Annotated in this window: 19 protein-coding genes; 11 read left to right on the top strand and 8 right to left on the bottom strand. The window is 65.2% G+C overall.

Going from position 1 to position 24037, the window contains the following annotated elements:
- Window positions 1-9 precede the first annotated feature (9 nt).
- The 5 genes from J1C56_RS20385 to J1C56_RS20365 all read right to left on the bottom strand — a co-directional run bounded on the left by J1C56_RS20385 (window position 10) and on the right by J1C56_RS20365 (window position 5287).
- Entirely contained in the window at window positions 10-1074 is a 1065-nt protein-coding gene (locus J1C56_RS20385) for a Gfo/Idh/MocA family protein (RefSeq protein WP_214391903.1), read from the bottom strand.
- Entirely contained in the window at window positions 1071-1910 is an 840-nt protein-coding gene (locus J1C56_RS20380) for a carbohydrate ABC transporter permease (RefSeq protein WP_214391902.1), read from the bottom strand. Before J1C56_RS20380 ends, J1C56_RS20385 begins: the two co-directional genes overlap by 4 nt.
- A gap of 7 nt (window positions 1911-1917) precedes the next feature.
- On the bottom strand, window positions 1918-2859 hold the full coding sequence (locus J1C56_RS20375; RefSeq protein ID WP_214391901.1) for a carbohydrate ABC transporter permease: 942 nt from the start codon (window positions 2857-2859) through the stop codon (window positions 1918-1920).
- Between the two features lie 218 nt (window positions 2860-3077).
- Window positions 3078-4337, bottom strand: a complete 1260-nt coding sequence (locus tag J1C56_RS20370; RefSeq protein WP_214391900.1) for an ABC transporter substrate-binding protein — start codon at window positions 4335-4337, stop codon at window positions 3078-3080.
- 35 nt (window positions 4338-4372) lie between these two features.
- Complete coding sequence (locus tag J1C56_RS20365) at window positions 4373-5287, bottom strand: N-acetylmuramic acid 6-phosphate etherase (RefSeq protein WP_214391899.1); 915 nt, start codon at window positions 5285-5287, stop codon at window positions 4373-4375.
- A 197-nt stretch (window positions 5288-5484) separates the two neighbouring features.
- On the opposite strand from J1C56_RS20365, the gene J1C56_RS20360 reads away from it, so the two are divergent.
- From J1C56_RS20360 to nagA, 4 genes are read left to right on the top strand one after another with little or no spacing between them, the layout of a single operon-like run.
- Window positions 5485-6366 carry a glucosamine kinase nucleotide-binding domain-containing protein gene (locus J1C56_RS20360; RefSeq protein WP_214391898.1) on the top strand — a complete coding sequence of 294 codons (882 nt, stop codon included), beginning with the start codon at window positions 5485-5487 and terminating at the stop codon, window positions 6364-6366.
- Window positions 6359-7147 (top strand): GntR family transcriptional regulator, encoded by a 789-nt coding sequence (locus J1C56_RS20355; protein ID WP_214391897.1) that lies wholly within the window; start codon window positions 6359-6361, stop codon window positions 7145-7147. The genes J1C56_RS20360 and J1C56_RS20355 overlap by 8 nt, the downstream gene beginning before the upstream one ends.
- A 14-nt stretch (window positions 7148-7161) precedes the next feature.
- Window positions 7162-8172 (top strand): SIS domain-containing protein, encoded by a 1011-nt coding sequence (locus J1C56_RS20350; RefSeq protein WP_214392353.1) that lies wholly within the window; start codon window positions 7162-7164, stop codon window positions 8170-8172.
- On the top strand, window positions 8169-9326 hold the full coding sequence (gene nagA / locus J1C56_RS20345) for an N-acetylglucosamine-6-phosphate deacetylase (RefSeq protein ID WP_214391896.1): 1158 nt from the start codon (window positions 8169-8171) through the stop codon (window positions 9324-9326). The genes J1C56_RS20350 and nagA overlap by 4 nt, the downstream gene beginning before the upstream one ends.
- Window positions 9327-9510: 184 nt before the next feature.
- On the opposite strand, the gene rpe is transcribed toward nagA, so the two are convergent.
- The 3 genes from rpe to J1C56_RS20330 form a co-directional block, all read right to left on the bottom strand.
- Window positions 9511-10185: a ribulose-phosphate 3-epimerase gene (gene rpe, locus J1C56_RS20340; protein WP_214391895.1), complete on the bottom strand. Its 675-nt coding sequence runs from the start codon at window positions 10183-10185 to the stop codon at window positions 9511-9513.
- A gap of 170 nt (window positions 10186-10355) precedes the next feature.
- Window positions 10356-13628: an EB domain-containing protein gene (locus J1C56_RS20335; RefSeq protein ID WP_214391894.1), complete on the bottom strand. Its 3273-nt coding sequence runs from the start codon at window positions 13626-13628 to the stop codon at window positions 10356-10358.
- A gap of 11 nt (window positions 13629-13639) precedes the next feature.
- Complete coding sequence (locus J1C56_RS20330) at window positions 13640-15535, bottom strand: YncE family protein (protein ID WP_246591721.1); 1896 nt, start codon at window positions 15533-15535, stop codon at window positions 13640-13642.
- Between the two features lie 539 nt (window positions 15536-16074).
- Between J1C56_RS20330 and J1C56_RS20325 the strand changes: the two genes are divergently transcribed.
- The 7 genes from J1C56_RS20325 to J1C56_RS20295 all read left to right on the top strand — a co-directional run bounded on the left by J1C56_RS20325 (window position 16075) and on the right by J1C56_RS20295 (window position 24031).
- On the top strand, window positions 16075-17100 hold the full coding sequence (locus J1C56_RS20325; RefSeq protein WP_214391892.1) for an ABC transporter substrate-binding protein: 1026 nt from the start codon (window positions 16075-16077) through the stop codon (window positions 17098-17100).
- An 82-nt stretch (window positions 17101-17182) separates the two neighbouring features.
- Window positions 17183-18682 (top strand): sugar ABC transporter ATP-binding protein, encoded by a 1500-nt coding sequence (locus J1C56_RS20320; RefSeq protein WP_214391891.1) that lies wholly within the window; start codon window positions 17183-17185, stop codon window positions 18680-18682.
- On the top strand, window positions 18679-19668 hold the full coding sequence (locus J1C56_RS20315) for an ABC transporter permease (protein ID WP_214391890.1): 990 nt from the start codon (window positions 18679-18681) through the stop codon (window positions 19666-19668). The genes J1C56_RS20320 and J1C56_RS20315 overlap by 4 nt, the downstream gene beginning before the upstream one ends.
- Window positions 19665-20654, top strand: coding sequence for an ABC transporter permease (locus tag J1C56_RS20310; protein ID WP_214391889.1), 990 nt, complete (start codon window positions 19665-19667; stop codon window positions 20652-20654). Before J1C56_RS20315 ends, J1C56_RS20310 begins: the two co-directional genes overlap by 4 nt.
- On the top strand, window positions 20651-21667 hold the full coding sequence (locus J1C56_RS20305) for a LacI family DNA-binding transcriptional regulator (protein ID WP_214391888.1): 1017 nt from the start codon (window positions 20651-20653) through the stop codon (window positions 21665-21667). Before J1C56_RS20310 ends, J1C56_RS20305 begins: the two co-directional genes overlap by 4 nt.
- 28 nt (window positions 21668-21695) lie before the next feature.
- Entirely contained in the window at window positions 21696-22940 is a 1245-nt protein-coding gene (locus tag J1C56_RS20300) for a Gfo/Idh/MocA family protein (protein WP_214391887.1), read from the top strand.
- Window positions 22941-23158: 218 nt separating this feature from the next.
- A complete protein-coding gene (locus J1C56_RS20295; protein ID WP_214391886.1) occupies window positions 23159-24031 on the top strand; it encodes a DUF2189 domain-containing protein in 873 nt (290 codons plus the stop codon).
- The last annotated feature ends 6 nt before the right edge of the window (window positions 24032-24037 follow it).

The raw sequence follows: 24037 nt of genomic DNA, 5'->3' as shown, positions 1-24037 counted from the left end.
GCCATGGCTCTAAAGCTTGACGGCGAGACCGGTGCGGACGCTTTCGTCCGCGGCAAGGCACACGCGCAGTGATTTGACGGCGTCCGCCATGTGGCGGGTAAGGTCGATGTCCTCGCGGATGGCCTTCAGCACGAAGGCCTGCTCGCGATCGCAAAGGCCCTGGTGGCCAGGCTCGTCCTTCATCGACAGGTCCTCGTCGGCGTGGACGAAATTGCCGTCGGCGCCGAGATCGGCGCGGTGGACGCGGATCATGCTGGTCTTGGTGTGGGAATCGACATCGTCGGACTTGGTCGTCGCTTCATTGACGACGATCGAGACGCTGCCCTTGGGCGAGATCACGTCCTTCACGAAGAACGCCGTCTCCGACATCATCGGGCCCCAGCCGGCCTCGTACCAGCCGACCGAACCGTCGGCGAACAGCACCTGCAGGTGGCCGTAATTGTACATCGCCGGATCGATCTCGTCGGTCATGCGCAGGCCCATGCCGCGCACCTCGACCGGGTCGGCATCGGTGATCTGGCACATCACGTCGAGATAGTGGACGCCGCAGTCGACGATCGGCGACGTCGTCTTCATCAGCTGCTTGTGGGTGTCCCACTTATGCGCGGATGACTGCTGGTTGAGGTTCATACGGAACACATAAGGGCCGCCCAGCGCGCGCGCCTCGCCGATCAGCCGCATCCACGAGGGGTGGTGGCGCAGGATGTAGCCGATCACCAGCTTACGGCCATTAGCCTTGGCGGCGGCGACGACACGCTCGGCATCGGCGACGGTGGTTGCCAGCGGCTTTTCCAGGAAGACGTGGCAGCCTGCCTCCAGCGCCATCACCGCATAGTCGGCATGGCTGTCAGAATAGGTGTTGATCGAGGCGACGTCGGGCTTCAGCTCGCGGATCGCGCCCTCGAAGGAGCGCTGGATGCCGTAGCCTTCCATGCCCTCGGGCAACGCCACGTCGGAGCGGTTGACCAGGGCCGCGATTTCGAAGCCCGGGTTGTTGTGGTAGGCGAGCGCGTGGCTGCGGCCCATGTTGCCGAGGCCGGCGACGACGACGCGTAGGGGCTTTTCAGTGGTCACTTGACTGCTCCGGAAGTGATGCCGCGGATGAGCTGCCGCGAGAAGAAGAAGTAGAGGATGAGGACCGGCAGGATGGCCAGCGACAGCGCTGCCAGCACGGCGTTCCAGTTGGTGACGAACTGGCCGATGAACACCTGGGCGCCAAGCGTGACGGTCTTTGTCGCTTCCGACGGCGCCAGGATCAGCGGGAACCACAGGTCGTTCCAGATCGGGATCATGGTGAAGACCGCGACCGTCGCCATGGCCGGGCGGACCAGCGGCAGGACGAGGCGGAAGAAGATGCGGTATTCGCTGAGACCGTCGATGCGGCCGGCATTCTTGAGGTCGTCAGAAACCTGCTTCATGAATTCGGACAGGATGAAGACGGCGAGCGGCAGGCCTTGGGCGGTGTAGACCAGGATCAGCGCGGTCAGCGTGTTGACGAGGCCGGACGCCACCATCAGCTGCAGGATCGCGACCGTGCCGAGGCGGATCGGGATCATGATGCCAAGCGCCAGGTACAGCCCCATCATGGTGTTGCCCTTGAAGCGGTATTCCGACAGCGCGAAGGCCGCCATGGCGCCAAACAGCAGCACGAAGAACAGCGAGGCCACCGTGACGGTGAGGCTGTTCTGGAAATACTGGACGAAATCGCCCTGGGCCATCACGGTCTGGTAGCCGATCAGGTCGAAGGTCTCCGATGTCGGCAGCGACAAGGGCGAACGGAAGATGGCGTTGCGCGACTTGAACGAGTTGACGACGATGACCAGCACCGGGAACAGCGCGATGACCGTGTAGGTCAGCAGCACCGCATGTGCGCCGATGCTGCGTGGCAGGGATGTGGCAGCCTTGCTCATGACGCCCTCAGAACTGGTAGCGGCGCAGCCGCGTCTGGATAAGGAACAGGTACAGGCACACGCCGGCGAGGATGATGAAGAACATCATCGAGGCGATGGTGGCACCCATGTTCGGATCGCCTGTCTGCAGCTGGAAGCCGAAGAAGGTGCGGTAGAGGAACGTGCCCAGGATGTCGGTGCTGTAGTTCGGGCCGGCTAGCGCGCCCTGCGCCGAATAGATCAGGTCGAAGGCGTTGAAGTTGCCGACGAAGGTCAGGATCGAGATGATGCCGATCGAAGGCAGGATCAGCGGCAGCTTGATCTTCCAGAACTGCGAAAACCCGGTCACGCCGTCGCATTCGGCAGCCTCGATGACCTCTTCCGGGATCGACAGCATGGCGGCATAGATCAGCATCATCGGGATGCCGACGAACTGCCACACCGAAATCAGGCTCAGCGTGGTCAGCGCGTATTCTTCCTTGCCGAGCCACGGCACGAACAGGCTCTTGAGACCGACAAGATCGAGCAGGTTGGGCGCCACGCCCCAGAGCGGGCTCAGGATCAGCTTCCAGGCGAAACCGACGATGACGAAGGACAGGATCGTCGGGATGAAGATCGCCGTGCGGTAGAAGGCGGAGAAGCGCAGCTGGGGGCTCGACAGAAGTGCCGCGAGCATGACACCGATCGGGTTCTGCACCAGCATATGGATGATGAAGAACCAGGTGTTGTTGCCGAGCGCGTTCCAGAACGACGCCGACCAGCGCGGATCGCCAAACAGGGTGCGGAAATTGTCGAAGCCGGTGAAGACCTGCGAATTGTCGATGCTGCGGAACAACGACAGCTGCAAGGTGCCGAACAGCGGCAGGATCATCACAGCAGTGTAGACCAGCAGCGCGGGCGCCAGGAAAACGGCGATGTGCCAGCGCGTCGGTCGTCTGTCTTGGCTATGCTCTAGGCTTTGCTGCGACATCTCAAAAGTCCTTGGTCCGGCCGCGTGGGGCCGTTGATCATAACAGCGAGGATGGACCTCTGCGGGCTTCCCGCCAATGGCCGTCGGAAGCAGTAGCGCATCTTTGAGCGCCAGCGTTCAACCCCTCATTTCGAATCCGCGAGGTTAGAATTCGCCGAGGGGACGGAGAGCGCCGCCGAAGCGCCGCCCTCCTGAGCGAGCATCAAGCCCGCCGCAACTTACTTAGCCGGCTTGAACCAGCTGTCGAGGCCCTTCTGCAGCTCGGCAGAAGCGGCTTCCGGGGTCTCGGTGCCGTTGATGACGTTGGCAGACTTGACCCAGGTCTCGTTTTCGAGGTTCGGCGTGCCGCGCGACAGAACCTGATAGGTCGAGCGGATCGTCGGCTTGCACTTCTCGCGCCAGGACACGAATTCCTGGGCCAGCGGATCTTCCATCTTCACGGCAGCCGAGTTCAGGCTGAAGAAGCCCGGCAGCGCGTTGGCATAGATGGTCGCGAATTCCGGCGAAGCCACCCAGCTCAGGAAGGTCTTGGCGGCATCGGCGTTCGCGCTCTTGGCGTTGAGGCCAATGCCGATGTCGTTGTGGTCGGAGATGTAGCAGGTGTCGCCAGCCTTCTGGACCGGCGGCGGGAAGGCACCCATCTTGAACTGAGCCTGGGTGTTGAAGGTCGAGATCTCCCACGAGCCGGCCGGATAGATGGCGGCGCGGCCGAGCGTGAAGAGGTTCTGGCTGTCAGGATAGGTCTGGGCTTCGAAGCCGTCGCCGAGATAAGGCTTCCACTTGGCCAGCGTCGCATAAGGCGCGACCCAGTCGGCATCGGTCAGCTTCTGGTCGCCCTTGATCAGCGCCAGGCGGCCTTCTTCGCCCTTCCAGTAGTTCGGGCCGATGTTCTGGTAGCCCATGGTCGCGGCTTCCCAGAGATCCTTGGTGCCCATCGCCATCGGGATGTAGGTGCCATCGGCCTTGATCTTGTCGAGGGCGGCGAAGAAGTCGGCTTCGGTCGCCGGCACGGCGATGCCGAGCTTGTCGAAGGCGTCCTTGTTGTAGATGAAGCCGTGGATGACGGAGGCCATCGGCACGCAGAAGGTGGCCTTGCCGTCGTCGGTCTGCCAGGCGGACTTGGCGACGTCGGAGAAATTCTCCATGCCGGCAAGGCTGGTCAGATCGGCGAGCTGGCCCTTCTTGAACAGCTCGAGCGAGGCGTCGAACGGACGGCAGGTGATCAGGTCACCGGCCGAGCCCGCGTCGAGCTTGGCGTTGAGGGCGGCGTTGTATTCGGTTGGAGCCGACGGCGAGAAGGTGACCTTGATGCCCGGATTGGCTTTCTCGAAGGCCGGGATCAGCTTTTCCTGCCAGATGGCAAGGTCGTCGTTACGCCAGCTTTCGATGGTCAGCGTCTTGTCCTGGGCGAGCGCGATCCCGGCGGAGCCGAGAATGCTGGACGCCATCAGAAGTCCAGTAAGCAACCTGTTCGTCATTTCCATTCTCCCTGTTTGTACTTTCTCTCGGGCCTCTACTGATGAGAGCCTCTGCTCCCCTCGAGCTTCGAAAGTGCGTGCCTGAGCCGTTGGTCCGCACCTTCAAGAAGTTGGTTTGCCGCTTCCGGGCTCGATGCGCCGGAAGCCAAAAGGATGGCGAGCTTGACCGAACCGCCGCTCTTTTCGAGCAGGGCTTGGGCAGTCGCAGTGTCGCAGCCTGAAATCGCCGAAACGATCCGCGCTGCGCGCTCGTGCAGCTTGATGTTGTCGGCATGCAGATTGACCATGTAGCCGTCATGGACATGGCCGAGATGAATGGCGGCCAGCGTCGACATCATGTTGAGCGCGATCTTCTGCGCCGTGCCGGCGCCCATGCGGGTCGAGCCGGCAACGACTTCCGGCGGCGTCGCCAGCAGCACCGAAATCTCGGCAATATCGAACATCGGCGCGCCTGCATTGTTGGCGAAGGCGATGGTGGCAGCGCCGCGGCGCGTTGCCTCTTGCAGCGCGCCCATCGCATAGGGCGTCGAGCCGCTGGCCGAAATGGCGATCAGGCAATCGCCTGCCTCGAACCCGGTCGCGGCGACGTCGCGGGCGGCCTGGCCGGCATCGTCTTCCGGCGCCCCGGCCAGATTGACCAGGGCCTCGGTGCCGCCGGCCAACAGAATGAACACACGCTCGCGCGGGATGCCGAAGGTGCCTGGAAGTTCGAGCGCGTCAGCCAGCGCCATCAGGCCGGAACTGCCGGCTGCGGCGTAGACGAGACGTCCGCCGGCAGCGAGGCTGGCGGCGACCTTTGCGGCGGCTTGGGCGATTGCGGGGATGGCGGAGTGAACGGTGCGGGCTGCTTCGATCTGAGCGTCGGCAAGCAGGCGAAGAACGGAATCGGGTGCCTGGGCATCAATGCCCCCGGCATCCTTGTGCACCGCTTCTGTACGCCTTGGCGCCATTCCATCTCTCCCTTACGCCGACAATACCAAAAAAATACCACTTGTCCAGCGCCGTTAACAAATTCCTTTGCTGCAGCGCAAGGCAAGTCGAAAAATCCATAAAATTCAACCAAATGAGGATTGCTCCCCGCCGCCTGGAATTTAACGCTTGGCTATTGGTATTTTATTGGTATTATCCATCGCGAGGAGAAAACGCCGTGGATCTTGTGCTCGGGATAGATGGTGGCGGTACTGGCTGCCGGGCCGCTCTGGCGACCACGACTGGCGACATATTGGGTCGCGGGCGCGGCGGACCGGCCAATATCCGCACCGACCTTGCCGGTGCCTGCAACAACATCGTCGACGCCGCCCGCCAGGCATTTGAGGATGCCGGACGCGATCCGGCGCTGATCGCCTCGACGCCGGCGGTGCTGGGGCTCGCGGGCGCGAATGTCGGCGACTACAAGCAACGGCTGATCGCCATATTGCCGTTCAGCCAGAGCGACGTCGAAAACGACTCGCTGATTTCACTCGAGGGCGCGCTGGGCGAGCATGACGGCGCCATCGCCGCGCTCGGCACCGGCACCGTCTACCTGGCACGACGGCATGGCCAGTTGCGGCCCGTCGGCGGCTGGGGGTTTCAGGTCGGCGACCTCGGCAGCGGCGCGCGCATGGGCCGCGACCTACTGCAGGAGACCCTGCTGGTCTACGACAAGGTCCGCGCCGGCTCGACGCTCAGCGACATCATGCTCGAGCGTTTCAACCACGATCCCAGCGACATCGTCGAGTTCACCACCAACGCCAAGCCCGGCGACTACGGCCAGTTCGCGCCGATGGTGTTCGAGCACGCCGCGAAGGGCGACGTCGTCGGCCAGAAGCTCGTCGAGCGCGCCGTTGCTGACGTCGAGGAAACGCTTGCCGTCTTCGACCTCGCGCCAACCGAGCGGCTGTGCCTGCTGGGCGGCCTCGCCGGCCTCTATGCGCCGCTGCTTTCCAAGCGCTACCGCGCCATCATGCATCCGCCGCTACAGGATGCGCTCGGCGGTGCGGTGCAGATGGCCGCCAAAAGATTCGGCAAAGCAGGAGGCGGCCATGGATGATGCCGCCGAACGCATCTTCGCCGCCCTGCGCGACGTCAGCCAAAGTGGCGCGCCACTTTATCTCCAGCTCAAGAAAAACATCGAGGAAGCGGTCAAGCGCGGGCTGATCGGCCCCGGCGACGCCCTGCCCTCGGAGCGCGACATCGCGGCCCAGGCCGACATTTCGCGCGTCACCGTGCGCAAGGCGGTGCAGGACCTGGTCAAGTCTGGCGTGCTGGTGCAGCGCCACGGCTCCGGCACCTTCGTGGCGCCACGCATGGAGCGCGTCGAGCAATCGCTGTCGCGGCTGACCTCGTTCACCGAAGACATGGCGCGACGCGGCATGGCGGCACGCTCGCAGTGGCTGGAGCGCGGCGTCTATCCGCCCTCGCCAGACGAGATGATGGTGCTCGGCCTGTCGGCCAGCGAGCTCGTGTCGCGGTTGAGCCGCCTGCGCATTGCCGACGACACGCCGCTGGCCATCGAACGCGCGGCAATTTCGGCTTCCGTGCTGCCAGACCCTCACGAAGTCACATCTTCGCTCTATATGGCACTTGGCAAGACCGGACATCGCCCGGTCCGGGCCGTGCAGCGCATCTCCGCCGTCAATCTCGGCGAAGCCGAGGCGCAGCTCCTGGTGGTACCCATCGGCTCGGCCTGCCTGCAGATCGAGCGCATTTCATACCTTGCCAGCGGCAAGGTGATCGAGTTCACAAAGTCGATCTATCGTGGCGACGCCTATGATTTCGTCGCCGAACTAAGGCTACCCGGCCCGGATGGGCAAGAAGGAGACATCGCTTGAACGCGACTACGCATATGCGGCGCGAAATCGCCGAAATCCCCGAGGCCACAACGCGCCTGCTCGAAGGTTCCGCGAAGGAACTCGCCGAAACCGGCCTACACCTGAAGCGCGCCGCGCCGCGCTTCGTCACCACGGTGGCACGCGGCTCGTCCGACCATGCGGCGTCCTTCCTCAAATATGCCATCGAGCTGACCGCCGGACTTCCGGTGGCTTCGATCGGCCCGTCGATCTCGTCGATCTACGGTGCCAAGCTCAAGCTCGCCGATTCCGCCTGCCTCGCCATCTCGCAGTCGGGCAAGAGCCCCGACATCGTCGCCATGGCCGAGGGCGCCCGCGCCGGCGGCGCGCTGACGATCGCGCTGACCAACACCGCCGGCTCGCCGCTGGCCGAAGCTTCCGACCACGCCATAGACATCCGCGCCGGCGTCGAGAAGAGCGTCGCCGCGACCAAGACCTTCGTCAACTCGGCGGTCGCAGGCCTTGCCGTGCTCGCCCACTGGACCGGCGACGACAAGCTGCTCGCAGCTCTCGACGCCCTGCCCGAGCATTTCGCCAAGGCTGTCGACTGCGACTGGATGGGCATTGCCGGCGAACTGACCGAAGGCAACTCGCTGTTCATCCTCGGCCGCGGCCCGTCCTTTGCCATCGCCAACGAGGCGGCGCTGAAGTTCAAGGAAACCTGCGCCATGCACGCCGAGTCCTACAGCGCGGCTGAAGTGATGCACGGCCCGCTGGCGCTGGTGCGCCCCGGCTTCCCGGTGCTGGCGCTGGCCGCCCGCGACGCCTCGGAGCCATCGATTGCGGAGGCCGCCGACAGCCTTGCCGATCGCGGCGCCGCGATCCACATCACCTCGTCGCTGGCCAGGAAGGCGAAGGTCCTGCCGCACGTCGCCACCGGCCACCCGCTGACCGATCCGCTGATGCTGATCGCCTCATTCTACGGCTTCGTCGAGGCCTTTGCCCGCCATCGCGGCCTCAACCCCGACGCCCCGCCCAACCTGCGGAAAGTGACCGAAACGATATGAGCGAACGTCTTGCCATTGCTGCCGGGCGCATCTTCGACGGTGACGCCTGGCACGAGGACGCGGCGCTGCTTATCGCCGACGGCCTGGTCGAGGGCATCGTCGCGCGCCGTGACATTCCTGCTGGCTTGAAGGTGACGGAGGCGGGCGCCATGCTCGTCCCGGGCTTCATCGACCTGCAGGTCAATGGCGGCGGCGGGCTGATGCTCAACGACAAGCCGGACGTCGACACGCTTGATATCATCTGCAAGGCGCAGATGCCGTTTGGCACCACCGCAGTGCTGCCGACGCTGATCACCGACACGCCCGAGATCACGCGCTCGACCATCGCGGCGGGCGTCGAGGCCGCCAGGCGCAAGATGCCAGGCTTTCTCGGCCTGCATCTCGAAGGGCCGCACCTGTCGCTCGCCCGCAAGGGCGCGCACGATCCCCAGCTGATCCGCCCGATGGACGCCGACGACGAGGCAGCCCTCATCGCCGCGCGTCCGTCGATGCCGGTGCTGCTCACCACTATCGCGCCGGAGTCGGTCAAGGCCGGACAGGTCAAGGCGCTGGCCGACGCCGGCATCGTCGTCAGTCTCGGCCACACCGACACGAGCTATCGCACGGCGCGGGCCTATGGCGAGGCGGGCGCCTCGATGGCGACGCATCTGTTCAACGCGATGAGCCAGATCGGCAACCGCGAGCCCGGCCTTGCCGGTGCCGCCGTCGAGATTTCGACCTTCTCCGCCGGTCTCATCGCCGACGGCATCCATGTCGACCCGGCGACGATGAAGATTGCGCTCAAAGCCAAGAACGGCCCGGCGCGCATCTTCCTGGTCACCGACGCCATGGCGACCATCGGCACCGACCTCACATCGTTCCAGCTCAACGGCCGCACCATCAAGCGCGAGAACGGACGTCTGACGCTGGAAGACGGCACGCTCGCCGGCGCCGACCTCGACATGATCTCGGCGGTGCGCTTCATGCACGTGGCAATCGGCTACGAGCTTGGCGAGGCGATCCGCATGGCGTCGCTCTATCCGGCGGAATCGGTGAAGCAGGAGCACCGTCTCGGACGGCTGGCCACAGGTTATGCGGCAAACGCAGTGCAGCTGACCGACGCGCTCGACGTGTCGGGGACCTGGATCGACGGCAAAAAGGTGTTTTCCGCTTAGTCAGCAGGCGCGGGCAGCAAGTGCCCTCCTCCCCGCACGGCTTCGCCGTGCCACCTCACGCCCACTGCGTTTGGGGGCGAGGAACCCGCCCTTGCTCCAACGCCGAGCCGGCCCTCATCGCCTGCCGGACCTTTTCACCGTGAAGGACGGGGAGAGGGTAAGGGTGAGGGGCAAATTCTCTAGCTCAGATCGCAGCCCTGTCGGCCGCAGCCCGGATCGCCTCGATGTTTGCGGCATAAGCCGCAGGGCCGCCCTTGAACACCGCGTTGCCGGCGACCAGCACATTGGCGCCTGCCGCAGTGACCAGCGGCGCGGTTTCGGGCGTGACGCCGCCGTCGATCTCGATGTCGATCGGGCGGTTGCCGATCATCGCCTTGACGCGCTTGACCTTGTCGATGACAGCCGGGATGAAGGCCTGGCCGCCGAAGCCCGGGTTGACCGTCATCAGCAGCACCAGGTCGAGGCGGTCGAGCACATATTCGATCACCGATTCAGGCGTCGAGGGATTGAGCGACACGCCCGCCTTCTTGCCAAGATTGCGGATCGTCTGCAGCGAGCGGTCGAGATGCGGACCGGCCTCGGCATGCACGGTGATGATGTCGCAGCCGGCATCGGCGAAGGCCGCAAGGTATGGATCGGCGGGCGCGATCATCAGGTGGCAGTCGAACACCTTGTCGGTGCGGCCGCGGATCGCCTTGATGACGGGCGGGCCGAAGGTGATGTTGGGGACGAAATGGCCATCCATGACGTCGAGATGGATCCAGTCGGCGCCAGCGGCGACGATGGCCTCGACCTCGTCGCCGAGTTTCGAGAAGTCCGACGACAGCACCGAGGGCGCGATAAGGGTCTTGTTGCTCACGTTCAGGCCTTTCGAAAGGGGCAGAGCCGGTTTCCGGACTGCCTAATCTCCGGCGCACGGCTTGTCGAGACGGCAATTCAGCCTCATCGCAGCTAAATCCTGAAAAGGCAGAACCCCGCCGGCCAGGCCGGCGGGGTTCCATTTCGTTGGTTCCGATCACTGCGGGCCGATCACTGCGGAATGATGTTGTTGGTCTTTGGCTGTTGCTGATCCCTTCTCTGCGGGATCAGGCCGCGGAACACATCCGGGTTGATCGGCATGATCTCGAGTGTCGGACGCTGGCGCGGGCGGCAGTTCGGATACTGGCCGACCGTGCCGCGCGGGCACTCACGCTGGATAGTCATGCACTGGCCGTTGATCAGCACCTCGCCACGGCGGCAGACGGTGTCCTGACGGTCAGGCACGCAGCGGCCACGCACCAGCGACGTCCCTTCGGGGCACTGCGTCGTCGGTGCCTTGCGGCATGCGCCCCTGATCAGCTCCGTGCCACGCGGGCAGATGCAGCGCCCGTCCTTGGTCCGGATCTGGCCCGGCAGCAACGTGCACTGGCGCACCGGCGGTACATCCTTGACGCAGCGGCCGTTCCTCAACTCGGTGCCGCGCGGGCAGATGCAACGTCCGTCCTGGGTCCGGATCTGACCGGGCAGCAGCGTGCACTGACGCACCGGAGGCACATCCTTGACGCAGCGGCCGTTTCTCAGCTCGGTGCCGCGCGGGCAGATGCAGCTTCCGTCCTGCGTCCGGATCTGACCGGGTAGCAGTTTGCACTGCCGTTCCGGCGGCTGCTCCGGCCGCACGCACTTGCCGTTGGAAAGTTCCGTGCCACGCGGGCAGATGCAGCGCCCGTCATTGGTCCTGATCTGACCGGGCAACAGCACGCACTGGCGCACCGGCGGAACCGGCGTCACCGTGCCGCCATCCTGGACGCACTGGCCGTTGCGGAACGTCGTGCCCTCGGGGCAGACGCAGCGGCCTGCCTGGTTGAGCACGAAGCCTTCCGAGCACTGCTGCTTTTCCTCATGGTCGATCATGAAGCGGTGGCACGCATAAGGACTACCGCCAAGACCGCCCGGAACAGCAGTACCGCCAGCCAGGTCGAGCCCGCGAACCGGCGTGTCGGGCGGAAGCACGGCAACGCAGTTCTGGGCCGGCACCGGCCGTGGGAAGTTGGCGAGGCGGCCGTCGTCGGGGATCACCACCGTCACCCTGTGGACGCGGCTTTCACCGGCGCCAAGGCTGATGTTGGTGACACAAGACAAGGGCAGCGTCGCGGGCTCGGGTGTGCAGCCGAAGGGCGGTTCGATCGAGCTGATCGGAACGCCGTCCAGCCGCCCGAGCCCGTCCACGCCGATCGCATCGCCGATGCGGACAGAGCCATTGAAGGGGCCGGTGCCGCTGTTGGTGATGGTGATCTCGAACGTGCAGGGCTGGCCTGTCTCGCACTGGCGGTCGCCGGTCTTGGCAACCGTCAGGCGCGGCCGCCCCGGATGCGGGATGCGCATGGTGGCGCAGGCCTTGTTGTTGGCCAGCACCGTTTCACCCGGGATGGCGCGGACCTCGCCGCAGTTGCGGATCATGTCGGACTGGTAGTCCGCCGGCACGATCGCCACCACGGAAAGCGGTACCGACGCACCCGGCACCAGTGCCACGCCGGGATGGTCGCAGCGGAACTGGCCGGGACCGGCCGGGCCACAGGCCCAGGGCGGGGTCGGACCGAAGGTCGAGGACGACGGCGCTCCCGTGGGATAGTCGTCGATCACGGTCAGCGGGCCGACATAGTTTTGGGTGCCGTTGTTGTAGACGCGGATCAGGAAGCTGCAGACGCCATCGGCACTGCAGGCGAGAGAACGCGGGTCCTTGGTGATGCGCAGGTCGACCTTCTTCTCCACCGGCGGACGGCAATCGGGATCGCCGCGCTTGCAGATCGGAATTGTGGCGCACGCCTTGTCGTTGTCGGTACGGCCAAACACCTCGGGCTTGCCGCTCGCGGTGTAGTCGTACTCGGCGCAGTTGCGGATGAAGCGGGCCTCCCAGCCGGGTCCGGGCTTGAAGCCTATCTTGAGATCGACAAATTCGCCGGGGTCGAGCGTCGTTGCGGGATGCTCGCAGCTCATCGGGCTGGTTGCCGGCAGACAGGTCCAGGGCGGATTGGGCCCGGAATCTATCGTGGCGTTGCCGGGCAAGGTCACCTCGTCGAGCACGATCTTGCCGTTGTAGGGGCCGTCGCCGACATTGGTGACGCGGATGGTGAAGTTGCAGCCACCAAGCACCGTGCAGCGGGCGACGTCGGCACGCTTTTCGACCTTGATGTCGGGCTGCTTTTCGGGCGGGCACCTGAGGTCCGGCGGAATGACGATGTCGACGGTCTGGGTGCAGCACAGGCCGACGCCCTCTTCCGGTCCGGCATAGGTTTCGATGCCGGTGACGATCAGATGGACGACGTCGCCGGGGCCAGCGCCCTCGATCTCCCAGTGCAGCACGCCGCCGCCAGGCGGAACGAGCTGCAGCGGCGGATCGATGGTGATGCCGGGCGAGGTGGTGCGCAACTGCACCCACCGGCCGGCCATCTCGGGCCCGACGGGCATGTTGTAGATGTAGGCGCCGCCGCCGGGCACGCAGTCGACATCGCCACGTTCGACCTTGAAGCACGGTCCGTCACCACCCGGAGGCGGGGGCGGAGGCGGCTCGCAATCGGTGACGTCGATGCGGATCTGGGTCTTCTCGCCGGTGCGGAAATCGCCGTCGTCAGGCTTGGACGGATCGTGCGAGGGGATCTCGATCGAGCCGGGACCTGCCGACAGCTTCACGAAGCCCTGGTTGTCGACGACCGCGGGTGCCGGGAAGGCAGCATGGTCGATGAGGGCTGTTATGCGAATGTCGATGTAGCGCTCGTTGGGCGCGCCGACACCGTCGAGGTCGGTCGCCGACAGCCGGAAGTCGGCTATCGTCGCCGTGTCGTTCGGATTAGCGGTGGTGCCGATCGCGGCTGCCGGCAACGGTCCGCCGACGGCGTCGGTGCCATCGCCCGATGCCTGGACGTTGACGATGGTCAGGCCAGCGGCGACCTGGTCGCGGAAATCCATCCGCAACGTCTTGAGGCCGTTGGCGAAGGCCGGATCGAAGAACTTCTCCGGGTTGCCACGGGCACCGAAGCGCAAATTGTAGACGACATAGTCGCAATTGCGCTGGGCACCCTTCTTGGTGAAGAACGGCACGACGTCGTCATGGCCGGGATGCGGTATGACGCGGTCGAGCCTCAGTTCGGGAACAATATCGGGCAGTGGCTGGGCCGCTGCTGGCGACAAGGGCATGGCGGCGAGCGCGATCCCTGCCGCCATCAGCCAGCGCGCGCCGCGCCTGGCGAATGACAGGGGTTTCATGATCGTCTCCATGACGGTTGGGTTGCTCTGCGGGGCGAGCGGGGCGGGAGCGTGGATGTTCATCTCTCCCTCCCTCACGGTTCGCAGCTGACTTGGGGCGTGGCAAGCGGCACCACTACTTTGCAGCAAGGGTAGTAACCGCCCTTGTCGGCGTCGGACTGCTTGTAGAAGCACAGGCCGACATTGACGGTGTCGCCGGGGAAGTGGCCGGTCACCCCGATGGTGAACGGCGCGCCCGCCGGCTTGCTCTGCTGAAGCGGTGAAATGCCAACGCCCGGCGTCCTGGAATCGGCCTTGACGGAATCGCCGCCAATGCCTGCAACGTCACGGACATAGAGATCGGCCTCGAGCCCGGCCGGGGTGCAGAAATACTCGACCGCCTCGACGTCGAGGCAGGGCGGGATGTTGCCGGGCGGAGGGAAATCCGGCGGCCACAGCGGCGTCGGATAGTCGCCCGGATAAGGGATTTGCTCGTAATAGCCGGCGCGGCCTTCGCATGGCCGCCAGATCTCGACGTCGCCGACATGGCCCTCGACCTCGGGGTCTTCATAGAAGCCGTCGAAGTCGACGAACCACGAGCCGAAGGGCGGAACGTTCGCCGGCTTGACCAGCGAGGTCGAGGTGATCTGCACGCCATGGACGGCGAGCGGGCCGCCTGCTGCAAGCTGCTCGGCCAGCGCCGGATTGTCCCGCAGCTTGTCACCTGTCTTGACGATGGTGTCGGTGCAGGCGTTGGGGTTGATGAAGCCCTGCGCGTCGTAGCCATATTGCAGGTCGATGCCGCCGGCCGACTGGCGATTGCCTTCGGGGAAGCCGACGGCATATTCCTGTGGTACCGGCACCCAGATGCTTTCCGTCGCCGGATCGTCGGGGCTTTCGCGCCAGTAGCGGATGACCTCGCCATCGCCTGAATCCGCGAACTGGCTGTAGTCGAAGCGGTTCTCGATCTCGCCGCGCTGGGCCAGATACATGAAGCCCTTGTTGTCGAAAGCGATATCGGTAACCGGCAGGTCCTTGTCGGCCGCAACCGTCAGCTCCCAGCGCGGGTCGCCTGAAAACTTGCCGTCGCGGGCGATGCCGACCGACCAGATCTCAGCCCCGTCGCCGACCGCGTAGTAGACGCGGCCGCCATGGACGGCTGTGCCCCAGACGCGGCGTTCGTCCTGGGTGTAGCCCCAGGTGCCGGGATCCTCGCTGTCGAAGGCGGCACCTTGGATGTCCATCACCGCGCCGTCGTCGGCCGTTGGTGCCAGCCCGCGCACCGGGCGTCCTGTGACGCCGTGATCGAAGGTGTCGACCAGAGCGCCTGTTGCGTCGATGCGATGGATCAGGCCGGTGTCGAGATCGGAGGCGAAGAACTGGCGATGCGCCTTGTCGAAGGCGACGTCGCCGATGCCGGGACCGCTGTTGGTGTCGATGTCGGCGAACTTGGTGACGGCACCGGAGATGCCGTCGATCCGCCAGATCGTGCCGGGACCGCCGCCATTTTCCTCGCCGAACTGGCCGGCCATGAAGGTGGCGCCGGCCTTGCCGCGACGCTCGCGTTCGGGGCGTCCGTCGGCATCGGCGTCAGGGGTGACGATGCGGATGCCATGCAGCGAGGTCGCGCCCGCGTAGAGATCGGGCACGCCCGAAGGCGTACCATCGCGGACGCCGTCGTCATAGGCCAGCGCGAAGACCTGGCCGATCTGGCTGGCCAGGACCTCGAAGGGCAACGGTGTGTTGACGAGTTGGCCGGCCGGTGGTCCGCCGAGGGCCGAAACCTCAAAAACGCGCAAGGTTGCGCGCTCGGTATCGATGAAGGTCTCGTCCACCGGATCGACGCCGGGCGGCAGCCCTTCCTCGAAGCCGGGGATCACGGTGCCGGAAAAGCCGGTGACCGCCATGGATCCGGGATTGATGATCTGGGTTTCCTGGGCATGCGCCGGCGGCGCGAGCCACAGACTTGCGGCAAGCGCCAGGGCCATCATGCCGGCGTTGAGCGCAAGTGCTCTCAGGCGGGCGCCTGACGGTTCGGCTGGTTGCGCGAGCGCACCGGAACCACCACGAAAGCACGGCATGACACCTCTCCCGAGTTGTGTGGAAGAAGGTGCTGGAGCGCAAGCAAGAGCAAAGCGCTGATACCCGGCACTTTCCTCCCTTGCATTCCTGCTATTGTCCCTCGGCACGACGATACGCCGGGGCTTACCTAGGGTCAATGGAACAAGCCCGAAGCCCAACGCGTCCACCCTCTCCCTGAGGCGGTGGTCGCGCCGTGCTCCGGGTGCTCGCGGTGACCCGCAACACCTGGTGTCTGTGGTCATTGGGTTTTCCTTTCATGACACCGCACCACGCGGCGCCTGGACGTTGGTCGCTTCGGCACGGGGAAAGGTTCACCGCGGCGGGCATGTCGGCTGCCGCGCGCCGGAACGCGCCGCAGCATGGAAAACCCTATGAAAATGACGATTGAAATCGATTACATTTTCAGCTTATGATCCCTTGCAGCAGTTTTTTGCATCGGGAGGAGTTCATGAGGAAATTTTCAGTACTGGCGCTCACCACCGTCGCGGCGCTGGCCGTGTCGGCGTTCTCGACCCAGGCAGCCGACTACAAGATCGGCCTGTCCAATGGCTGGGTCGGCTCGGAGTGGCGCACGCAGATGATCGAAGAGGCCCAGGCAGCAGCAGCGGCCTGGAAGGACAAGGGCGTCAATGTCGAGGTCGTGGTGCAGAGCGCCAATGTCGACGTGCCCGGCCAGATCGCGCATGTCCGCAACTTCATCAGCGAAGGCGTCAACGCCATCATCATCAACCCGAACAGCCCGACGGCGTTCGACCCGGTCTTCGCCCAGGCCAAGGAAGCCGGCATCCTAGTGATCTCGACCGACGCCGAAGTGTCGTCGCCTGACGCCACCTATGTCGGCATCGACCAGAAGGCATGGGGTGCCGCAGGCGCCAAGTGGCTCGCCGAAACGCTCGGCGGCAAGGGCAATGTCGTTGCCATCAACGGCGTCGCCGGCCATCCGGCCAACGAAATGCGCGTCGCCGGCTACAAGGAAGTGTTCGGCCAGTATCCCGACATCAAGATCGTCAACGAGGTGAATGCCAACTGGGATCAGGCCCAGGGCCAGCAGGCGATGCAGAACCTGCTCGCCACCTACCCCGACATCAATGGCGTGTGGGTGCAGGACGGCATGGCGGCGGGCGCGTGGAAGTCGATCATCGACGCCAAGAAGGAATCGTCGATCGCCGCCACCGGCGAGATCCGCAAGGACTTCATCGACATCTGGACCAAGGACAAGCTCAACTCGGGTGCTTCGGTGAACCCGCCCGGCGTCATGGCTTCGGCGCTCAACGTCGCCGTGCTGATGCTGCAGGGCAAGGAACTGAAGGAGCCGGCAACGGCTGGCCAGTACAAGAACGCCATGTACCTGCCGATCCCCTTCATCGACAGCAAGAACCTCGCTGACGCAGCGAAGGCGGTCGACGGCAAGCCGGGCTACTACTCCTACACCAGCCAGCTTTCGATCGCAGACGCCGAAGCGCTGTTCAAGTAAGCTTCCTCCCAGACGGGGGACGCGGCACCTGCTTGCAGGCCCGCGTCCCCGCGACCGACGAAGCTCCGGGAAAGCCACCACCATGTCGAAACTCATCATGCGCGGCGTAAGCAAGGCTTACGGCGCCACCCTTGCCTTGCGCCGCGGCGACCTCACCGTCGAAGGCGGCGAAGTGCATGTGCTGATCGGCTCGAACGGTTCGGGCAAGAGCACCCTGTGCAAGGTGCTGGCCGGCAGCGTGCGCCCCGACAGCGGCGAAATCCTCATCGACGGCAAGGCCGTCACCATCACCGGCCCGCATGCGGCGCGCACGTCCGGCATCGGCATCTTCTACCAGGAGCTCAGCCTCGCCGGACATCGCACGGTGGCCGAAAACATCTGCCTGCCCGACATGCCGGGCGGCATCTTCGTCGACCGCGCGGCGCTGGAAAGCCGGGCTCAGCGCTACATCGCTTTGTTCGATACCGTTTCCGGCGAGGGCTTTTCGGCCGAGGCGGTGGTCGAGAACCTGCGCGCCGACCAGCGCCAGCTGGTCGAGATCATGAAGGCGCTGGCGACCGAAGCTCCGATCACCATCTTCGACGAACCGACCTCGGCGCTCGACCGGGCCCAGGTCGACCGCTTCTTCGAAATCCTGCGCGACCTGAAGGTCGAGGGCCGCAGCATCATCTTCATCTCGCACCGCATGGACGAGATCTTCGCCATCGGCGACCGCGTCACCGTCATCCGCGACGGCGAGACTGTCGGTACCGAGAAGATTGCCGACACCAACCCTGGCGCGGTGATCCGGCTGATGGTCGGCGGGCAGGACGAGCTTGCCCCGGGCGCCAGCGCGCCGCCTGCCACTGCCGCGGCGCGCAATGGCGCGGTGCTGACGATCGCCAATTTTTCCGGCAAGGGTTTTGCCAATGTCGGCTTCGAGGTGGCCAAGGGCGAGATTCTCGGCTTCGGCGGCCTGCATGGCCAGGGCCAGTCGGCGGTGCTGCGCGCCATCTTCGGCGCCAACCCCTCCAGCGGCGGTACGCTTGCATTGTCCGGCTCGGCCTTCGCGCCATCCGACCCGCGCGCGGCGATCCGGCGCGGCCTTGCCTATGTCTCCGGCGACCGCAGCCGCGACGGCGTCATCTCGGGCCGGCCGATCCTCGAGAACGTGACGCCGATCCATTATCTCAGGCAGAAGCTGTTCCTCGCCCGGCCGTCGGCACTGGCCGAACGGGTCAAGCCGGCGCTCGAGGCGCTGCACACCAAATTCGCCGGGCTCAGCCACCCGATCAATTCGCTGTCGGGCGGCAACCAGCAGAAGATCGTCATCGCGCGCTGGCTGATCGACCGGCCCGACGTGCTGTTGCTCGACGACCCGACCAAGGGCATCGACCTGTCGGCCAAGGCCGATCTGTTCTCGCTGATCCGAAAGCTCGCCGCCGAGGGCATGGGCATCGTGCTCTATTCCTCCGAGGACGCGGAACTGCTCAACAATGCCGACCGCATCCTCGTCTTCAACGGCGGCAAGGTGCGGCGCGAACTCACCGGCGCGGACCGTACGCGCTACAATCTCTACCAGGCAGCTTACGAGGCCGCGTGATGACGACCGCGACCCTACCCACCCCAAAGCCCGGCGGCCTGAAGCGCCTCATCGAGCGCTATCCATTCCTGCCGGCCCTGCTGATCGCGCTCGTGCTGCTCGGCCTCAACGGCCTCTACCAGCCGCGCAGTGTCAGCTTCATCGGCATCACCGGGCTGGTGAAGACCTACCTGGCGCTGATCATGCTCGCCATCGCCCAGACCTACGTCGTCTACGCCGGCGACATCGATCTTTCGGTCGGCGCCATCGTGTCGCTGGTCAACGTCGTCATCGTCGTGATGATGGAGAAGATGGGCGGCAGCGGTTTTTCGGTGGTGGCAGCACTTGGCATGGGCCTGCTCGTCGGCCTCGCCTGCGGCATCGTTAACGGCATTGTCGTGGCAGCACTCCGGCTGCAGGCGATCGTTGCGACCTTCGCCACCAGCATCTTCTTCACCGGCCTGGCACTCTACGTCATGCCGGTCGCCGGAACGCCGGCGCCGGCCACGTTCTGGCGCACCTATGGTGGCCGCTTCTTCGAAATCCCCTTCGTCTTCTACGCCGCTGTGGTGCTGGCCATCGTGATCTACGTGCTCGCCCGCACCCGTCTCGCAACGCAGCTGCTCGCCGTCGGCGACGACGCGCAAGCGGCGTTCCAGAGCGGCCTGCCGGTGACCAAGATCCGCATCCAGGGCTACGCGCTGTGCGGCCTGTTCGCCGCTCTCGCCGCCTTCTGCATCACCGGCGACACCGCCAGCGGCGACCCGCTCGTCGGCGGCAAGATGACGCTGTTTTCGGTGGCAGCCGTGGTGCTCGGCGGCAGCGCGCTGTCGGGCGGCTTCGGTACCGTCGTCGGCTCGATCGTCGGCGCGCTGATCATCGGCCTGATCAACTCGCTGGTGTTCTTCGTCGGCACGCCGTCAGAATGGCAGAACCTGGTCCAGGGCCTCGCCATCCTGGTGGCGCTGATGGCCGGCATCCTCGTCGGCCGGAGGGCACGCGCATGAGCGCCACCACGCAAACGCAAGCCGCAACCCCCTCGCCGGTGCTGACCTTCCTCAAGCAGCCGCTGGTCGTGGCGCTGATCCTGATCGCAGCCCTGCTGCTGCTCGGCGAAGCGCTGTCGCCGGGTTTCGCCTCGGGCCAGCAGATCTTGCGCCTGCTCATCGTCGCCGCCCTGCTCGGCATTGTCGCCGCGGGCCAGAACCTGGTCATATTGGGCGGCCGCGAGGGCATCGACCTGTCTGTCGGTGGTGTCGTGTCGCTCAGCGCCATCATCGGCGGCAACCTGATGAACGGCACCGATGCCGGCATCCTGCCGGCGATCCTCGGCTGCATCGCCGCAGGTGCCGTGATCGGCCTGTTCAACGGCCTCGGCGTGACGCTGCTGCGCATCCCGCCACTGGTCATGACGCTCGGCATGCTCGGCGTGCTGCAGGGCCTGTTGGTGGTGATCCGCAACGGCATCCCCTCGGGGCGCGCCGCACCCGGCCTGTCGCAGTTCGTCACCCAGCCCTTCCTGCTCGGCCTGCCCGGCATCATCTGGCTGTGGGTGGCCATCGGCCTTCTCCTGGCCTTCATGCTCGGCCGCACCGTGTTCGGCCACCGCATCTATGCCATCGGCTCGAACGAGCAGGCGGCGTTCATGGCGGGCGTGCCGGTCAAGCGCACACGCATCGCCCTGTTCATGCTGTCGGGCGCCTTCGCGGCAGTCGCCGGCATGTGCCTGATCGGCTATTCCGGCTCATCCTTCGCCAATGTCGGCGAGCAATACATGCTGCCCTCGATCATCGCCGTGGTGTTCGGCGGAACGCCCTTGTCCGGCGGCAAGGGCGGCTACACCGGAACCATGGCGGGTGCGGTGCTGCTAGTCGTGCTGCAGAGCATCCTGACGACGGTGCATATCGACGAATCCGGACGGCAGATGGTGTTTGGCGCGACATTGCTGATCCTGATGCTGTTCTACGGCCGTGGCAGGGCGATGCGCGCATGAACGAGCGACCCAAGATCAAGGACATCGCCGAGCGGCTGGGCGTTTCCGCCGCCACCGTGTCGCGCGCGCTTTCCGACAGCGGCCTCGTCGCCGAGCCGACGCTGAGCCGCATCCGCGAGTTGGCGCGCGAGATGAACTACCGGCCAAATGTCAGCGCCCGCAACCTGCGTACGCAGCGCGCCATGGCCGTGCTGATGGTCGTGCGCGACGTCGGCAACCCGTTCTATCTGGAGATCCTCAAGGGCGTCGAAGCCACCGCCCGCGCCGCCGGCTATTCGGTGCTGATGGGCAACACCGAAAACGATTCCGACCGCGAGATCGAATATTTCGACATGCTGCGCGACGGCCATGCCGACGGTATGATCCTGATGACCGGCAAGCTGCCCGAGCGCGAAGGCTTCCTCGCCTCGGTCGTGGGCGGCGCGCCGATCGTGGTGGCGCTGGAAGAGATCCAGAATGCCGGCTTCCCGCATGTGATGGTCGACAACGAGGCGGCGGCCCGCAACGCCGTCGAGCACCTGATCGGCCTCGGCCATGTCAGGATCGCCCACATTTCCGGCCCGGTGCCCGAGATCATGAGCGTCGACCGCCGCGAGGGCTATCGCAACGCGATGGCTGCGGCCGGGCTGCTCGTCCCCGAGGGCTACGAGCCGGTCGGCGATTATCTGCTGCACACCGGCCAACGCCTGTGCCGCGCGCTTTTCGAACTGCCCGAGCCACCAACGGCGATCTTCGTTGCCAACGACGAAATGGCATTCGGCGTGATCCACGAACTGCGCAAGCTCGGCCTCGACGTGCCCGGCCAGGTTTCGGTCGTCGGCTTCGACGACCTGTTCCTCAGTGAGGCCTTCTATCCGCCGCTGACCACCGTCAGCCAGCCGCGCACCGAGATCGGTCGCGCCGCCATGACCATGTTGCTCGACCTGCTGTCGGGCGGACTTACGCCGCGCAAGCCGGTGATGCTGCCGACGACGCTCAAAATACGCGGCACCACCGCGCCAGCGCCGAAGTGATTTCAGACATAGGAATAAGGGACCTCACATGACCGGATTGCCCAAGCAGCGGCTGCGCGTCGGCTTCGTCGGAAGCGGCTTCATCGCGGAATTCCACCTCAAGGGCATGCTCGGCGTGCGCAATGTCGACGTCACCGGCGTGTTCAGCCGCAAGCCTGAGAACCGTGCCCGCTTCGCCAACCGCGTCGCCGAACTCGGCCTCGGCGAATGCACCAGCCACGATAGCCTCGAGTCGCTCGTCAACGCCGACAATGTCGACGCGATCTGGATCCTGTCGCCCAACTACACCCGCCTCGACGTGATGCGCACGCTGCATGCCGAGGTGAAGGCCGGACGCAGCAAGGTGATTGCGGTCGCCTGCGAAAAGCCGCTTGCCCGCACCATCGCCGAAGCGCGCGAAATGCTCAGGCTTGCCGAGGACGCCGGCCTCAACCACGGCTATCTCGAAAACCAGGTGTTCTGCACGCCGGTCATTCGCGGCAAGGACATCATCTGGCGCCGTGCCGCCTCGGCCACCGGCCGACCCTATCTGGCGCGCGCGGCGGAAGAGCATTCCGGTCCGCACGAGCCGTGGTTCTGGCAGGGCGACAAGCAGGGCGGCGGCGTCTTGTCCGACATGATGTGCCACAGCGTCGAGGTGGCTCGCCATCTGCTGACCAAGCCGGGCGCTGCCCGCAAGTCGCTGACCATCAAGCAGGTCAGTGGCACCGTCGCCAATCTCAAATGGACGCGGCCCAACTATGCCGACCAGCTCCGCAAGCGCTTTGGCAACGACGTCGACTACCGCAACCGCCCGTCGGAGGATTTCGCCCGTGGCACCATCCTGCTCGAGGATGAAGAGGGCAACGAGCTGGTCATCGAGGCAACGACCTCCTGGGCCTATGTCGGGGCCGGCCTGCGCATCCAGCTCGAACTGCTCGGGCCCGAATATGCGATGGAGTTCAACTCGCTCAACACCGGGCTGAAGATCTTCATGTCGCGCGAAGTCAAGGGCGAGGAAGGCGAAGACCTGGTCGAAAAGCAGAACGCCGAGCAGGGCCTGATGCCGGTGCTTGAGGACGAGGCCGGCGTCTACGGCTACACCGACGAGAACCGCCACATGGTCGAGTGCTTCCGCAAGGGCGAAACGCCGATGGAAACCTTCCATGACGGGCTTGCCGTGGTCGAGATCCTGATGGGGCTCTACCGCTCCGCCGAGATCAGCGGCTCGGTCAGCTTCCCGGCGCCGGAGCTCGAAAACTATGTCCCGGTGGTGGCGCGCACCGGCGCCTGACAGGACCATCCGGCGCCGCACCATGCGGCGCCCCCCGGTCCTTGGCGACGGCAAGGCCACTCAATTCGATGACCTTTGCGTGAGCCTTTCCGGGTCACGTTCCGCAGGGTCGTCAAATCGCTCGAAGCACGTTATGATTTGCCACGGTGAAGGTCGCGGTTTGGCGTGACCACTCATGCCAAGCGCGAGCCGCGACCCACCCCAATGGAGGAGTGGTCATGGCAAGTTTCCATGTGTACGCAGGCGCCAACAATACGATCGAGCATCCCGCCATCCGCCGGATATCGATCGCGGATGTGTTTGACGCGCTGCGACGTGGCTTCGACGACTTTTGGGACAAGCCTTCGCATTACGTTTTCCTGTGCCTGATCTACCCGATCGTCGGGGTGTTCCTGATCACATGGACTTCGGGCGGCAACGCCCTGCAGCTCATTTTCCCGCTGATGTCCGGCTTTGCCTTGCTCGGCCCATTTTTCGGAATCGGCCTCTACGAGATCAGCCGAAGGCGCGAGCAAAACCTCGACACCTCATGGAAGCATGCCTTCGATGTCAGGCATTCGCCGGCCATTCCTGCAATGCTGGTCATCGGCATCATGCTGCTCGTGCTTTTCGTTGCCTGGCTGCTGGTCGCGCAGGCGCTCTACACCTGGCTTTACGGAGCGGGCGCGCCGCAGTCGATGGCATCGTTCTTTGGTGATCTCTTCACCACCCAGCGCGGCTGGACGCTGGTTATCCTGGGCAATCTGATCGGCTTCCTGTTCGCCCTGACAGTGCTCTGCACCACTGTCGTCGCCTTGCCACTGCTGCTCGACTGCGATGTCGGCGCCTATGCCGCGATCGAGACTTCGATGCGGGCGGTGCGGGCCAATCCGGTGCCGATGCTGCTTTGGGGCCTGATCGTCGCGGTCGCGCTGCTGATCGGGTCGCTGCCGTTCCTGGCGGGCCTCGCCATCGTCATCCCGGTGCTCGGCCACGCGACGTGGCACCTCTATCGCAAGGTCGTGGACGTCCCGGCCGACAAGAAGACGCCCCTGCCACCTGCTCCCGACAAAGGCGAGGATGGACACTTCCCATATTGGCTTCGCGGGTAATCGCGC

The sequence above is a fragment of the Aminobacter anthyllidis genome (assembly GCF_018555685.1).
Taxonomy (GTDB): Bacteria; Pseudomonadota; Alphaproteobacteria; order Rhizobiales; family Rhizobiaceae; genus Aminobacter; species Aminobacter anthyllidis.
The sequence above is the reverse complement of the archived record's forward strand: the minus strand, read 5'-3'. Positions and strand labels throughout refer to the sequence as shown.